The sequence below is a fragment of the Sanguibacter keddieii DSM 10542 genome (assembly GCF_000024925.1).
GTDB classification, from domain to species: Bacteria; Actinomycetota; Actinomycetes; order Actinomycetales; family Cellulomonadaceae; genus Sanguibacter; species Sanguibacter keddieii.
Map to the genome: position 1 here is coordinate 4,201,264 of NC_013521.1, position 14,983 is coordinate 4,216,246.

Genomic DNA, 14,983 nt, shown 5'->3' on the forward strand with positions numbered 1-14,983 from the left:
CAGGGGCGCGGGCAACGCGGGTGACCTCTGTCGCGCTGCCCTTCCTGGCCGCGCCCGTGTCGGGATCTCCCGGTAGCGTCGTGGCATGAGCAGCACACGGACCTCCCGCCACGGCTCCGACCCCGTCGGCAGCGCCTCGACGGTCGCCCCCGGCGACGTCCTCATCCGCTTCGAGGACGTCCGCAAGGAGTTCCGCAACCAGACCGTCGCGGTCGACGACCTCGACCTCGAGGTCCGCAAGGGCGAGCTGCTCGTCCTCGTCGGGCCCTCCGGGTGCGGCAAGTCCACGACGCTGCGCATGGTCAACCGCCTCGTCGAGCCCACCGGCGGGCGGATCTTGCTCGACGGCGCCGACATCATGTCGACCGACGCCGTCGCCCTGCGCCGCCGGGTCGGGTACGTCATCCAGAACGTCGGGCTGTTCCCCCACAAGACGGTGGCGCAGAACGTCGCGACCGTCCCGGGCCTGCTCGGCTGGGACCGCAAGCGCACCCGGGCCCGCGTGGAGGAGCTGCTCACCCTCGTCGGCCTCGCCCCCGAGACCTACTCCAAGCGGTTCCCGCACGAGCTCTCGGGCGGTGAGCGCCAGCGCGTCGGCGTCGCCCGCGCCCTCGCGGTCGACCCGCCCGTCCTGCTCATGGACGAGCCCTTCGGGGCGGTCGACCCCGAGGGTCGACGACGCCTGCAGACCGAATTCCGGCGCATCCAGTCCGAGCTCGGCACCACCGTCATGCTCGTCACCCACGACATCGACGAGGCCGTCCTGCTCGGCGACCGCGTCGCCGTGTTCAGCAAGGGCGGGATCATCGAGCAGATCGACACGCCGCTGCGCCTGCTGTCCCAGCCCGCGAACGCCTTCGTCGAGAACTTCATCGGCGCCGGACGCTCCATGCGCATGCTGGGTCTCGGCGACGTCGCACGCGACGACCTGCGCTCCCTCGACGCCGTGCACCCCGGTGCCGAGCTCGCCTCGATCCCGCTCGGGACCACGCTCGACGAGGCCTTCGCCGAGCTCGCCGTCTCCGAGACGGGCGCGGTGATCGTCACCGAGGGGGACCAGCCCGTCGGGCTGCTCACCGCCGACGACCTGCTCTCGTCCCTGCGCCGCCTCGTCGCCGAGGACCACCGCGAGGCGCTGGCGGGCTGAGTGCTCGCGAGGTGAGAGGTGCTCCCGGGCTGAGAGGTGCTCGCAGGCTGAGAGGCCCCGACCACCCGCGACCTCAGGCGCCGGCGATGCCCTCTTCGGGCTGCTCGGGCTCGGGCAGGTCTTCCTCGCGCAGGCGAGGCTCGGTACGACGCGACGGGTCGTGGCCGGCCTTGTCGGCGTAGAAGGCGCGGACCATGTCCATGTCGGCCCGGACGTCGCCGCTCGGCGTGAACGTCGGCCCCAGTCCCGCCGTCATGGTCGTGCGGTCGACGTACCCGAGCGTCACGGGCAGGCCCGCCTCACGGGCGATGCGCAGGAACCCGGACTTCCAGTACTCGCCCTTGCTGCGTGTCCCCTCCGGGGTGACCACGAGGTAGAACCGCTCCCCCGCCGCGACGCGCGCCACGAGCTCGTCGACGAGCCCCGCGGGCGCACGACGGTCGACGGGGATGCCGCCGAGGCCGCGCATGAGCCACCCGAAGGGTGGCTTGAAGAGCGTGTGCTTGCCCAGGTACCGCACCGGGACACCGGCACGCGCCGTGATGGCGAGCATGTGGATGAAGTCCCAGTTGGAGGTGTGCGGCGCCCCCACGAGGATCCCCGCGCCCTCCTTGGCGATCGGCTCGGTCTTCAGCGTCCACCGGCTCAGCGACCAGTAGACCCGTGCGACGTGCTCGCGGATCACTGCGCTGCGCCGCTGCCGGAGTACTCGCCGCGCGCCTGCTCGTAGGCGGCGTCGGCCTGGTCGGACCGTCCGGCGGCCGTGTAGATCTCGGCGAGGGCCACGAGGCACGCGCCCGCCGGGCGGTGCAGACCGAGCGTCGTGTACGCCTCGCGGGCCGCCGTGTAGTCGGCCTCTGCGGGCTCGAGCTGCTCGGCAGCGTGCCGCGCGGCACCACGCCCGGCGAGCGCGTCGGCCGCCTGATGCGGCAGACCCAGCTCGGTGTAGATGGTCAGCGCAGCCGTGTAGCTCGTCGCCGCCTCGTCGAGGTGCCCGGTCTCGCGGAGCACGAGGGCGAGGCCCGCCGCGCAGTCAGCGACCCGCGAGCGCAGCTGGTGCTTCTCGTAGTAGGCGAGAGCCGAGGTGTACGCGGTGGCCGCCTCGTCGAAGCGCGACTGCGCCGCGAGGATCCCACCCAGGCTGAGGGAGGCGCTGGCGACCTCACGGTCGAGACCGAGCGTCGTGTAGAGGTCGCGGGCCTCGAGGTACGCCGCCTCGGCGTCGGCGAGGCGCTCGGCCCCGCCGTGCGACAGCCCGAGGTTCATCAGGCAGCCGGCCACCTGCCGCGGCAGGCCGGCGGTGCGGTAGACCTCGAGCGCCTCGGCGTAGAGCTCTCCGGCCTCGGTCCCTCGACCGGTGTCCCAGAGGACGTCGCCGAGCCCGACGGCAGCACCGGCCGCGTCGAGGGTGTGGCCGTTCGCGGCGAAGTAGTCGCGGGTGAGCGACCAGCCGTGCTCGGCCCGTGCGTAGTCCTGCGCACCGTACGCCTCGGCGGCGTCACGGAACACGTCGTCTGCGGCACCGCGGTGCGCGTCGAGGGGGAGAGTGCGATCCATGGCGACGACTGTACGGGACGTCAGATGTGACGATGACCACGCCGCGGGTGATCTGTGACGGTGCCGCTCCTCCGCCGCTCCCCCACCTCTCGGCCACCGTCGCCCTGCTGCGTCCCTGCTGCTCACAGACGCGGGTCGACCGGCTCGGACTCGAGCGCGAGGACCGCGAACACGGCCTCGTGGACCCGCCAGAGCGGCTCGCGCGCGACCAGCCGCTCGACGGCCTCGAGCCCGAGCGCGTACTCACGGAGCGCGAGGGACCGCTTGTGCCCGAGCGACCGCGAGCGCAGCCGCTCGAGGTTCCCCGGCTCGAGGTAGTCGGGACCGTAGACGATCCGCAGGTACTCCCGCCCGCGGACCTTGAGGCCAGGCTGGACGAGACCCTTGCGACCGCGGGTGAGGTTGGTCCAGGGCTTGACCACCATCCCCTCGCCGCCGGCGGCGGTGAGGTCTTCCCACCACTGCGTGCCCGCCTCGACCGAGGCCGGGTCGGCGGTCTCGACGACGGTGCGACGGGTCGACCGGACGAGGACCGGGTCGGCCGCCTGCAGCCTGTCGGCGACCGAAGCGTGCCAGCCGTGATCGCGGTCGTGCCAGGACCGGCCCTCGCTCGCGAGCACCTGGAACGGTGCGACCTGCACGCCGTCGAGCCCGTCGACGGGCCACCGGTAGCGCCGGTAGGCGTCGGTGTAGCCGTCGACGTTGGCAGCGCGGCGTCGCGTGCGGGCGAGGAGGTCGTCGACGTCGACACCGGCTGCCGCTGCCTGCTCGAGGCCGGACGTCGCGGCCGCCAGCGAGGAGCGCGCGGCCGCGCCGACGCTCGCGTACTGGTCGCGGACGAGCGCCTCGGCCTTGGCGGTCCACGGGAGCAGCTCGGCGTCGAGCAGCAACCACCCGCCGTCGAGCTCGTCCCAGAGCCCGGCCGCGGTGACGGCCGCACGGAGCCTCCCGAGGAAGGTCTCGGTGAGGGCCTCGTCGAAGAAGGACCGCCCGGTGCGGGTGTAGACGGCGCCGGTCTGCCCCGGGGCCGCACCGAAGCGATCGGTCGCGGTCTGCTCGTCGCGGCAGACGAGCAGCACGGCACGGGACCCCATGTGCTTCTCCTGGCACACGACGGTGCCGACGCCCTCTGCGGCGTAGGCCGAGAAGGCCTCGGCCGGGTGCTCGAGCGTGTCGTCACGGTCCGACGCCGCGACGGGCGGCATGGTCGGGGGCAGGTACGGGACCCAGCGCGGGTCGAGCGCGAACCGGCTCATCACCTCGAGGGCGCCGGCCGCGTTGTCCTCGTGCACCGTGACCCGGCCGTGGTGGCCGGTCTCGACGACACGTCGCCCCAGGACGTCGGTGATGTCGAGGCCGTCGCCGGAGCGGGGTGCTGGTCCGGCCGTCCCGGCGGTGGGGAAGGGCTTGACGGGCTCGTACCAGACGCGCTCCGCGGGGACCTGCACGAGCGTCTTCTCGGGGTACCGCAGCGCCGTGAGGTTGCCGCCGAACACGCAGCCGGTGTCGACGCAGATGGTGTTGTTGACCCACTCGGCCTCGGGCGTCGGGGTGTGCCCGTAGACGACGGTCGCCCGGCCGCGGTACTCGGTCGCCCAGGGGTAGCGGACCGGCAGGCCGTACTCGTCGGTCTCCCCCGTCGAGTCGCCGTAGAGGGCGAAGCTGCGCACACGGCCCGAGGAGCGCCCGTGGTACGCCTCCTTGAGTCCGGCGTGCGCGACGACCAGGTTCCCGTCGTCGAGCACCAGGTGGGAGACGAGGTCGTAGCACCACCGCTCGACCTGCGCCCGGAACTCCGGGGGCTCGGCGGCCAGCTGGTCGAGCGTCTCCTGGAGCCCGTGGCTGACGGTCACCTGGTGGCCGCGCAGCGCACGGACGAGCTTGTTCTCGTGGTTCCCGGGCACGGCGAGGGCGTGCCCGGCGGCGGTCATGCCCATCGCCAGGCGCAGGACGCCGGCGGCGTCCGGGCCGCGGTCGACGAGGTCCCCGAGGAAGACCACTCGACGGCCCTCGGGGTGGGAGGCGTCGACGGGGCGCCCCTGGTCGTCGCGGACCAGGTGGTAGCCGAGGGCCCCGAGCAGCGTGACGAGCTCGCCGAGGCAGCCGTGGACGTCACCGACCACGTCGAAGGGGCCGTGGTCGTCGCGGTGGTCCGTGAGCAGCCGCTCGCGGCGGACCGTCACCGTCGCGACCTCGTCGACGGAGGTGAGCACGTGCACGGCACGGAACCCCTCCTTGGCGAGGCCCTTGAGAGAGCGCCGCAGCTGGTCGCGCTGCCGGCGGACCACGTGGTCGCCGAAGGACCTGTCGCCCCGCGCCCGGTTCCGCTCGAGGCTCACGGCGTCGGGGACGTCGAGGACGATCGCGACAGGGAGCACGTCGTGCGCGCGGGCGAGCTCGACGACGGCCTTGCGGGCGTCGCGCGTGACGTTGGTGGCGTCGACGACGGTCAGCCGCCCGGCAGCCAGGCGCTTGCCGACGATGGTGCCCAGCACCTCGAAGGCGTCCGCGGTGGCCGACTGGTCGTTCTCGTCGTCGGAGACCAGGCCACGGCACATGTCGCTGGAGACCACCTCGTAGCGCCCGAAGTGCTCCGCGGCGAAGGTCGACTTGCCCGACCCCGAGGCGCCGACGAGCGCGACGAGCGACAGCTCGGGGATGCCGAGGACCCGCGAGGCCCTCGGGGACGTCGCGGACGTCGCGGACGTCGCGGACGTCGGACCAGCCACCTGGTCCGCTGCTGCCTCGTCGCTCATCGCTGCGTCCCCTCGCTGCTGGTGGTGCTGGTGGTGCTCGTGGCGGTGGTGCTGGCCGTGCTCGGGTCGGTGGCGCTCGGCCCGGCGGTGCTGCTGCTCGGGCTGGCGGTGCTGCTCCTGCGGCTGAAGACCGCCATCTGCGTCGGGGGCCCGACCTCGGGGTCGTCCTCGCCCACCGGCACGTACCGCACCGTGTAGCCGTAGCGCTCCCCCACCTGCTCGGCCCAGTCCGCCAGCTCGGCACGCGTCCACTCGAACCGGTGGTCCGGGTGCCGGAACCCGCCGCCCGCGAGCGCGGGGTACCGGACGTTGTGCTCGGCGTTCGGCGTGGTCACGAGCACGTGCCGCGGCGCCGCGTGCTCGAAGACCGTGCGCTCGAGGGCTGGCAGGCGGGGGAGGTCGAGGTGCTCGACCACCTCGGAGAGCACCACGGCGTCGTGCCCCGCGAACCTGTCGTCGCGGTAGGTGACAGAGGACTGCAGCAGCCCGAGCCGGGCCCGCTGGGCGTCGGGCATCCGGTCGAGACCGAGCCGTCTCTCGGCCCTCGCGAGCTCACGGTGGGAGACGTCGACCCCGAGGACCGACGTGTAGCGCGGATCGTGCAGGAGCTCACGGAGCAGCGCGCCCTCCCCGCACCCGAGGTCGACGACGGTCGTCGCGCCGAGCGTCTCGAGCTCGGCGAGCAGCGCCTCGCGCCGCACGCGCGCGAGCGACGGCGGGCGGGGCACGGAGCCCTCGGGGTCGTCGGCGGCCCCGGCTCTCTCGGCGCCCTCGGTGCGTCCAGCACCTTCGAGGGCGGCGGTCTCGGGGTCGAGACGGCCGACCGCGTCGGCGACGAGGTCGCGCTGGTGGGCGAGGTAGCGGGTGGTGATGGTCTCCTGCTCGGGGTGCGTGCCGAGCCATTCGCCGGCGGCGCGCAGCAGCTTGTCGACCTCGGTGTCGTCGACCCAGTAGTGCTTGGCGTCGTCGAGGACGGGCAGCAGGACGTAGAGGTGCGAGAGCGCACGCTGCACGGTGGTCGTGCCCGTGAGGGTCAGGTCGACGTAGCGCGAGTCTCCCCAGGCGGGCACCTGCTCGTCGAGGGGCAGGGCGCGGGCGTCGACCGTCCAGCCGAGGGGCTCGAAGAGGCGTCGGACCAGGTCGGCGCCGCCACGGCTGGGGAGCGCCGGGACGTGCAGGGTGAGCGGGACCTCCTGACCGACGAGCTCGGGGCGGGCGGTGCACACGCCGTTGAGGGCGGAGCGGAACACCCGGCCGAGGGCGACCGCGACGAGGGACGACGCCGCGTACGGGCGGTCGTTGACGTACTGGCCCAGCGCGAAGGAGTCCTTGCCGAGCTTCTTGCCGCGCACGAGACCGACGGGGTCGACCTCGAGGAGCAGCGCGACCGTGCACCGCGCGGCGGTGGCCTCGGGGTAGAAGACGTGCGCCCGACCGACCGGCAGGTCGAGCTCTTGGGCGCGTGCCGGATGCTTGTGCAGCACGAAGCCCAGGTCAGAGGCGTCGCCGAAGGTACCGGCAGACGAGCCGTCAGTCGTGCCGGTCGAGGTGGTGCCGAGCGTCAGGTACACCTAGGCATCGTGCCAGACGTGACGCGGGACACGCTCGAGACCGGACGTCGGTCGGCCGGTCCGTCACCCTCTCATCCCGGCGAGGAGGGCGTTCATCGCCCGCTCCGCCGAGGTCAGCTGACGGGCCTGGACAGGGTTGGCAGAGTAGCCGGCCTTCGTCTTCATGCTCAGCAGCGTGGCGAGTGCTCGGGAGAGCTCGCGCGACACCTTCGCGAGCGCGTCGACAGCGTCGGCGTGGCTCGCGCCCTTGCTGTACCTGCCTGTCTTGCGCATGAGGATCACGTCGGCGGCTGCGATGCCGGAGTGGACGCAGAGCGTCACGAAGGCGTCGTCGAGAGAGTCGTCTCCGTCACCGAGGTCGCGGACGATCTCTGCAGCCACCCGGAACTGCTCGGCCTTCGAGCTGCGGCCGGCGACCTCCGCAGCCGTCGCGACGGTGTCACGGGGTGCCACGCCGTCTCCCTGGTCGCTGGAGCCGGACGAGCCAGGTCGGGGGCCCCGCGAAGACGAGACCGTCGCGGACCACCTCACCGAGCACCAGGTCGTCCGGGTGCTCGACGACCTCTGCCTCGTCGAGCTCCAGCACCTCGGCGCGGTTCCCCGTCCACCGTCGCACCTGTCCGGAGAGCGAGGCGACCTGGTCGCCCCACACCTGGTCGTCGACCTCGCCGGGGCGCACGAGGAAGATGTCGATGTCGCTGTCCCCTGTCATCTGCCCTCGGGCAGCAGAGCCGAAGAGCGCGCCGAACACCGGCGGCGCGCCCCAGGAACGCGTCGTCTCCTCGAGGCGCCCGACGAGGCTCGAGCGCAGGTTGACGAGTGCCAGGATCGCGGGCGCGGCGAGGTGCTCGTCGTTGAACCTGTAGGCCCCGACGCCGGCGACCGTCTCGCGGTCCACGGTGCCCTCGGCGACGAGCCGGTTGAGGACCTTTCGGATCCCGGTGAGCGAACCCTTGGAGGTTCCCCCCAGGCGCATCAGTCTCTCTACCTGCCCGGTCGTGAACGTCACCTGAGGTGCGCTGGCCAGAGCTACGAGGACGTCCCCGTCGAGCGTCGGTGTCACTGTCGCCAGAGGGTGCTGGGTCCGCATCCTGACCTCCCTCCGGGCCGGTGAAACTATAGTGTCACCACTGACACTATCTAACGCAGTGGCAGCCACGCCAGGACGTCCTGGATGGTGGCGTCCCACAGGCCCCAGCTGTGGTCCCCCGGACGCAGGTCGACCGTGAGCGGGACGTCGTGCCGGGCTGCGGTGTCACGGAAGTCGAGGTTGGCCTGCAGCAGGAAGTCCTCGGTGCCGCACATCTGGTAGAGCGCGGGCAGGGTCGCGGGGTCGACCGTGCTCAGCAGGTGCAGCAGGTCGGAGTCGCTCCCCCGCACCGAGGTGTCCCCGTAGACCTTCCGCAGGACCTCGAAGCCCTCGCCGCGCTCCAGGACCGCCTCGTGGAGGGACGCGACGTCGAGCGCCCCGGAGAGGCTGGCCGCGGCGGCGATCTCGTGAGGCTTGCGGAGCGCCCACTGGAACGCGCCGTAGCCACCCATCGACAGCCCGGCGACGAAGGTGTCCTCGCGGCGGTCCGACAGGTGGAAGAACGAGCGCGCCAACGACGGGAGCTCCTCGGTGAGGAAGGTCCAGTAGCGGTCGCCGTACACCTCGTCGGAGTAGAAGCTCTTGGCCACCTGCGGCATGACCACGGCGATCCCGAGCTCGGTGGCGTAGCGCTCGACGGACGTACGGCGCGACCACGTCGTCGCGTCGTCGCTCAGGCCGTGCAGCAGATAGAGGGTCGGCGTCGCGCCAGCGCGCTCGGCGCCCTCCATCCCGATCTGCGCGTGGGTCCGCTGCGGCAGCACCACCGTCATGGTGGTGCTCAGGCCGAGCACGTCGGAGAAGAAGTCACAGGTCACGAGAGCCATGCAGGACAGCCTAGGGCGCGGGACGGGGCGGCACGCGCTGTCCACAGGGGTGCGCTGTCCGCAGGGGTGGTCTGACCCGCGTACCGGTCTCGCCTGACGGTCCCCGCCTGGCCGTCAGACCTCTGCGGGCGCCCAGCCGTCGGGCGGCAGCAGCAGGTGCCGTGACCCCTGCGTCGCAGTCCATCGCAGGGCGCGGGAGACCGCGTCGGCGGCGGAGCGCGCCGCGTCGGCCAGGGTCGCGCCGGTGGCCAGCGCCGCGGTCAGGGCGCCGTTGAAGAGGTCACCGGTCCCGTTCGGGGCGTCGGACTCCTTGATCGAGGGCACCCGGGTGACGGTGTCCCGCTCGACCACGACCGTCTCGATGACGCCGGGCTCGGTGTCGACGAGGTAGCACCCGGTGACCACCACGCCGAGCTGCGTAGGACCGAGCAGGGTGCGGGCGGCAGCGGCGAGGTCGTCGACGGACCCTGCGCCCGGGGCGTCGACAGGACGCTCCGTCACGAGCAGCCCGAGCTCGAACTGGTTCGGGGTGAGGACGTGCGCCCGGCGCACGAGCTCGTCGCGGAGCACCTCGACCACTCCCGGCGCCACGAAGACGCCCGACCCCGTGTCGCCCATGACGGGGTCGCAGACGTAGAGGATGCCCGGGCCCGCCACGAGCGCGCGGTCGACGAAGGCGGCGACAGCCTCACCGGTCTCCCGGGAGCCGAGGTACCCGCTGACCACGCACACGGTGTCGTCGAGGACGCCGTGCTCCTCGAGGCCGAGAAGCAGGTCGGCGACGAGAGTCGGGTCCGTGACACGACCGCGGAAGCGGCCGTGGCCGGGGTGGTTGGAGAACAGGACCGTCGGGACGGCGAGGACCGTGAGACCCGCGGCCTGCATCTGCGGCACGGCCGCCGCGTTGCCGACGTGCCCGGCGACCACCTGGCTCTGGATCGAGACGACAGTGCTCACTGGTGTGCTCCCCGTCGCCCTCAGCCGGCGAAGAACGCGCCGACGGCCGCCGCAAGACCGTGCAGGTCGTCGACGTGCGCGAGCTCGCGGGCGGAGTGCATCGACAGCAGCGGCACGCCGACGTCGACGGTCCGGATCCCGAGGCGGGTGGCCGTGAGCGGCCCGATGGTCGAGCCGCAGGGGACCGTGTTGTTCGAGACGAACTCCTGGTACGGGACGCCGGCCGCTGCGCAGGCGCCAGCCCAGAGGGCAGCGCCGTGCGCGTCGGTGGCGTAGCGCTGGTTGGCGTTGATCTTGAGCAGCGGTCCGCGGCCCGCGACGGGCTGGTTCGTCGGGTCGTGCTTCTCGGGGTAGTTCGGGTGCACCGAGTGCCCTGCGTCCGCAGAGAGGCACCACGAGCCGGCGTAGGCCTGCAGACGCTGCGAGGCGCTCGCGCCGAGCGTCGCGCCGACGCGGGTGAGCACGTCGTCGAGGAACGGGCCGGAGGCACCCGAGCGGGTCTCCGAGCCGAGCTCCTCGTGGTCGAAGGCCGCCAGGACGCTCACGTGGTCCGGGCTCGGCTCCGAGGCCGCGCCCAGCAGCGCGTGCAGGCCTGCGAAGACCGACGTGAGGTTGTCCATGCGGCCGGCCGCGAAGAGCGCGTCGTCGAGACCGAAGCGTGCCGGCGCCGCGGTGTCGGCGGTGAGGACGTCGTACCCGGCGACGTCGTCGCCGCTGAGCCCGGCCAGCCCGGCGAGGTGCCCGAGGAGGTCGGCCTGCGACCGGTCACCTACGCCGTAGACGGGGGCGGTGTGCCGCTGGCGGTCGAGCGTGAGCCCGCTGTTGGCCTCGCGGTCGAGGTGGATGGCGAGCTGCGGGATGCGCAGGAACGGGCCGGTGCGGACCAGGACCTCGCGGCCGTCGGTCGTGACCAGACGCCCGGCGAGCTCGAGCTCGCGGTCGAGCCAGGAGTTGAGCAGCGGTCCACCGTAGACCTCGACGCCGGCCTGGAGCCAGCCGTGCGACCCGGTGGTCGGCTTCGGCTTGAGCTTGAAGCCGGGCGAGTCCGTGTGCGCCCCGAGGACGCGGAAGGGAGTGGTCGGTCCAGCGGTCGCGGGGGCGACCCACGCGATGATCGCGCCGTCACGGACGACGTACCCGCGCTGCGTGGGGGTCGACCACTCCGCTGCCTCGTCGAGGCGTGCGAAGCCCGCGTCGTCCAGCTGCCGGGCCGCCTCGGCGGCGGTGTGGTACGAGGACGGGCTGGCCGAGATGAACCGGGCGAGGTCTGCGACGTAGTCGGATGCGGTCTGCATCCGACCATCACACCACAGGCCGGGAGGGCTCTACGCCCACCCGGACGCACAGGAGGGCCCCGCCGACGGCGGGGCCCTCCTGTGACAGACGGCAGAGCGTCAGACGCTGTGCGTCAGCGGCGCGAGCGCTTGCCCGTGATCGCGGTGTAGACGAACAGCACGACGACGGAGCCGAGGATGGCGAGGAGCCAGGTGCGGAGCTCGAAGAACCCGCCGAGCTCGATGTCGAGGAGCAGACCGCCGAGCCAACCGCCGACGATCGCGCCGACGATGCCGAGGAGGAGGGTGGCGAGCCAGCCGCCGACAGCGCGGTCCTTGAGGAGCGCCTTCGCGATGGCGCCACAGATGAGACCCACGACGATGTAACCAAGAATGCCCATGACAACCTCCAGAGAAGAATGTGCTCGATGAGAACGTGTTGTGAAGATCGTGGCACCGTTCCCCGGACCGCGCCCGTCGAACGACGATGATCGCCGTCACACTGCCTCGCGCCCTCTCAGCCGCACGATCCTGCCGACTCTGGACTGGCGGAAACGTCCGCGACATGCTGGAGAACTACCGCTGCGTTCAGGATGCGCGCCCTCAGGACCGCTGGTAGAACTGTCTCAACGCTCCTCACGGGGCGTGCCAATCCCCTGTGTAAAGCGTCGCCTCGACGAGAGTCAGGCAGCCCTCCGGGGTTCGGCGGGTGCCACACCTCGTGCCGGTGAGACACCCGCCGACGCTGGGATCGCGCGTGACGAGACCGCGCACCACCACGACGACTCACACCGCTCCACGGCCAGTACGTCAGACCGTGGCAGAGTGCACCACCTGTGCCGTACCGTCGGCCACCAGCAGCGCCTGGTCGTCGTCGATCCGCTGGATCGGGAACCTGTCACCGTAGGTGCTGACGATCCGCTCGACGAGGCTCGACGGGTACGGGGGCAGCATGCCGTCGGCGTGCGGCAGGAGGACGAGGTCCACGAGCCCCAGCCCACGGGTGGACTCGAGGGGCGGGGCCTCGGCGGGGTCGTCCATGAGCGAGAGCGGCTCGACGTCGAGACCCGCGACCGCGGCACCCGCGCTCGCGCCGAGGTACAGCAGCCCGTCGTCGAGCAGGCCGGGCAGGAGACGGTCCAGGCCGGACCGGCGCAGGTGGTGGAGCAGCGCGAAGGTGTTCCCGCCGGCGAGATAGAGCGCGTCGAGACCCGCGACGGCCGCGGTGAGCCCGTCGCCCGAGAGGACGGTGAGGTCGACCTCGACGAGGTCGAGGCCGAAGGACGTGAGGGCCTCCCGGTCGGCGTCGACCCACGGTGCCGAGGGGTAGATGCTCGTCGCCGCGGCGACGAAGCCCACCCGGGGCGCGCCCGGACCAGGACGGCGACGCTCGTGGACGAACCCGGGGACGGCACCGAGGCCGGCGGAGAGCAGGAGGGCTGAGGTCATGCCCCGAGCCTGCCACGGACCACCCACGCCGACGGGCCCGGACCCGGTGCTCTCGCGGAGAGCTCACCCGGTCCAGGCCCGTCAGGTCGTGCGGTGTCGTTCAGGGTCGTTCAGGGTCCTCCGTCAGAGCGCGGCGAGCGCCGCGGTGAAGGTGGCCGACGGTCGCATCACGGCGTCCGTCTTGGCGGCGTCGACCTTGTAGTAGCCGCCGATCTCCGCCGGCGAGCCCTGCACGGCGACCAGCTCGTCGACGATCGTCTGCTCGTCGGCGCGCAGCGACGCGGCGAGCGGGCCGAAGGCGGCCGCGAGGTCCGCGTCGTCGGTCTGCTGCGCGAGCTCCTCGGCCCAGAAGAGCGCGAGGAAGAAGTGCGAGCCGCGGTTGTCGATCGTCCCGAGCTTGCGTCCGGGCGACTTGTTCTCGAGCAGGAACGTGCCGGTGGCACGGTCGAGGGTCGCACCGAGCACGCGGGCCTTCTCGTTGCTGTTCACGTCGGCGAAGTGCTCGAAGCTGGCCGCGAGCGCGAGGAACTCGCCGAGGCTGTCCCAGCGGAGGTAGTTCTCCTCGACGAGCTGCTGGACGTGCTTCGGGGCGGAGCCGCCGGCGCCGGTCTCGAAGAGCCCACCGCCGTTGAGCAGCGGCACGATCGAGAGCATCTTGGCGCTCGTGCCGAGCTCGAGGATCGGGAACAGGTCCGTGTTGTAGTCGCGCAGCACGTTGCCGGTCACCGAGATGGTGTCCTCGCCGCGGCGGATGCGCTCGACCGAGAGCGTGGTGGCCTCGGCGGGGGCGAGCACCCGGATGTCGAGCCCGGTGGTGTCGTGCTCGGGCAGGTACGCCTCGACCTTCTTGATGAGGTTGGCGTCGTGGGCACGCTTCTCGTCGAGCCAGAAGACCGTGAGGGTCCCGGTCGCACGAGCACGGTTGACGGCGAGCTTGACCCAGTCGCGGATGGCCACGTCCTTGGTCTGGCAGGCGCGCCAGATGTCGCCGGCGCGGACCTCGTGCTCGAGGAGCGCCTCGCCCGCCTGGTTGACCACACGCACGGTGCCGGCCTCGGCGACCTCGAAGGTCTTGTCGTGCGAGCCGTACTCCTCGGCCTTCTGGGCCATGAGCCCGACGTTGGGGACGGTGCCCATGGTCGTCGGGTCGTAGGCGCCGTTCGCGCGGCAGTCGTCGATGACGGCCTGGTAGATGCCGGCGTAGCTCGAGTCCGGGATCACCGCGATGGTGTCCTGCTCGCTGCCGTCCGGTCCCCACATGTGGCCGGACGTACGGATCATCGCGGGCATGGACGCGTCGACGATGACGTCGCTCGGCACGTGGAGGTTGGTGATGCCCTTGTCCGAGTTCACCATCGCGAGGCGCGGGCCGTCGGCGAGGCCCTTGTCGAAGGCGGCACGGATCTCGTCGCCGTTCGGCAGGGCGGCGAGACCGTCGAGGATCCCTCCGAGGCCGTTGTTCGGGCTGAGGCCCGCAGCCTCGAGGTCAGCGCCGTACTGCTCGAACACGGCCGGGAAGAAGGCGCGGACCACGTGGCCGAAGATGATCGGGTCGGAGACCTTCATCATCGTGGCCTTGAGGTGCACCGAGAACAGGACGTCCTCGGCCTTGGCCCGGGCGATCGCGTCGGCCAGGAAGGTGTGCAGCTCGGCGACGTCGAGGAACGACGCGTCGACGACCTCACCGGCGAGGACCTTCACGCCCGGGTGCAGGACGGTGACGTCGCCGGAGGCGGAGACGTGCTCGATGCGCAGGACGTCGTCGGCGTCGAGGACGACCGACTTCTCGTTGGAGAAGAAGTCGTCGTGGCCCATGGTCGCGACGTTCGTCTTCGAGTCGGCGGTCCAGGCACCCATGCGGTGCGGGTTCTTGCGCACGTACTCCTTGACGGAGAGCGGTGCGCGGCGGTCCGAGTTGCCCTCGCGGAGCACGGGGTTGACCGCCGAGCCCTTGATCTTGTCGTAGCGCGCGCGGACGTCCTCGTCGGCGTCGGTGGCGGGCGCGTCGGGGTGGTCGGGGAGGTCGTAGCCCTGGGCCTGGAGCTCCGCGATCGCGGCCTTGAGCTGCGGCAGCGACGCCGAGACGTTGGGCAGCTTGATGATGTTCGCCTCGGGCGTCGTGGCGAGCTCGCCGAGCTCGGCGAGCGCGTCGCCGATGCGCTGCGCGTCGGTGAGCCGCTCCGGGAAGGCCGCGATGATGCGACCGGCGAGGGAGATGTCGCGCGTCTCGAGCTCGACACCGGCGGTGCCGGCGAAGGCGCTGACGACGGGGAGGAACGAGTGGGTCGCCAGCATCGGCGCCTCGTCGGTGTACGTGTAGATGATCTTGCTCATCGTCGGGCAGCTCCTTGGCGT

At 72.1% G+C, this 14,983-nt stretch carries 13 protein-coding genes; 1 reads left to right on the forward strand and 12 read right to left on the reverse strand.

Annotated elements, in window-relative coordinates; translation table 11 throughout:
- Positions 1-85: 85 nt before the first annotated feature.
- Entirely contained in the window at positions 86-1,147 is a 1,062-nt protein-coding gene (locus tag SKED_RS18495; RefSeq protein ID WP_012868711.1) for an ABC transporter ATP-binding protein, read from the forward strand.
- 73 nt (positions 1,148-1,220) lie between these two features.
- Here the strand turns inward: SKED_RS18495 and SKED_RS18500 are convergent, their stop codons facing one another.
- The 12 genes from SKED_RS18500 to SKED_RS18555 all read right to left on the reverse strand — a co-directional run bounded on the left by SKED_RS18500 (position 1,221) and on the right by SKED_RS18555 (position 14,962).
- Complete coding sequence (locus tag SKED_RS18500) at positions 1,221-1,832, reverse strand: 1-acyl-sn-glycerol-3-phosphate acyltransferase (protein WP_012868712.1); 612 nt, start codon at positions 1,830-1,832, stop codon at positions 1,221-1,223.
- The gene (locus SKED_RS18505) at positions 1,829-2,704 is read right to left on the reverse strand and encodes a tetratricopeptide repeat protein (protein WP_012868713.1); all 876 of its coding nucleotides are present in this window, start codon (positions 2,702-2,704) and stop codon (positions 1,829-1,831) included. The genes SKED_RS18500 and SKED_RS18505 overlap by 4 nt, the downstream gene beginning before the upstream one ends.
- Before the next feature lie 122 nt (positions 2,705-2,826).
- Positions 2,827-5,460: a polynucleotide kinase-phosphatase gene (locus SKED_RS18510; RefSeq protein ID WP_012868714.1), complete on the reverse strand. Its 2,634-nt coding sequence runs from the start codon at positions 5,458-5,460 to the stop codon at positions 2,827-2,829.
- Complete coding sequence (locus tag SKED_RS18515) at positions 5,457-7,031, reverse strand: 3' terminal RNA ribose 2'-O-methyltransferase Hen1 (protein WP_012868715.1); 1,575 nt, start codon at positions 7,029-7,031, stop codon at positions 5,457-5,459. The genes SKED_RS18510 and SKED_RS18515 overlap by 4 nt, the downstream gene beginning before the upstream one ends.
- A 63-nt stretch (positions 7,032-7,094) precedes the next feature.
- Complete coding sequence (locus SKED_RS18520; RefSeq protein WP_012868716.1) at positions 7,095-7,484, reverse strand: hypothetical protein; 390 nt, start codon at positions 7,482-7,484, stop codon at positions 7,095-7,097.
- The gene (locus SKED_RS18525) at positions 7,471-8,007 is read right to left on the reverse strand and encodes a nucleotidyltransferase domain-containing protein (RefSeq protein ID WP_217167921.1); all 537 of its coding nucleotides are present in this window, start codon (positions 8,005-8,007) and stop codon (positions 7,471-7,473) included. The genes SKED_RS18520 and SKED_RS18525 overlap by 14 nt, the downstream gene beginning before the upstream one ends.
- A 164-nt stretch (positions 8,008-8,171) precedes the next feature.
- Positions 8,172-8,948 (reverse strand): alpha/beta hydrolase, encoded by a 777-nt coding sequence (locus SKED_RS18530; protein ID WP_012868718.1) that lies wholly within the window; start codon positions 8,946-8,948, stop codon positions 8,172-8,174.
- Positions 8,949-9,062: 114 nt separating this feature from the next.
- Positions 9,063-9,905 (reverse strand): pyridoxal kinase, encoded by an 843-nt coding sequence (gene pdxY, locus SKED_RS18535; RefSeq protein WP_012868719.1) that lies wholly within the window; start codon positions 9,903-9,905, stop codon positions 9,063-9,065.
- Positions 9,906-9,925: 20 nt separating this feature from the next.
- The gene (locus SKED_RS18540; RefSeq protein WP_012868720.1) at positions 9,926-11,200 is read right to left on the reverse strand and encodes a M18 family aminopeptidase; all 1,275 of its coding nucleotides are present in this window, start codon (positions 11,198-11,200) and stop codon (positions 9,926-9,928) included.
- 113 nt (positions 11,201-11,313) lie between these two features.
- On the reverse strand, positions 11,314-11,580 hold the full coding sequence (locus SKED_RS18545; protein WP_012868721.1) for a GlsB/YeaQ/YmgE family stress response membrane protein: 267 nt from the start codon (positions 11,578-11,580) through the stop codon (positions 11,314-11,316).
- Between the two features lie 409 nt (positions 11,581-11,989).
- On the reverse strand, positions 11,990-12,628 hold the full coding sequence (locus tag SKED_RS18550) for a Type 1 glutamine amidotransferase-like domain-containing protein (RefSeq protein ID WP_012868722.1): 639 nt from the start codon (positions 12,626-12,628) through the stop codon (positions 11,990-11,992).
- Between the two features lie 123 nt (positions 12,629-12,751).
- Positions 12,752-14,962 (reverse strand): NADP-dependent isocitrate dehydrogenase, encoded by a 2,211-nt coding sequence (locus SKED_RS18555; RefSeq protein WP_012868723.1) that lies wholly within the window; start codon positions 14,960-14,962, stop codon positions 12,752-12,754.
- Positions 14,963-14,983 lie beyond the last annotated feature (21 nt).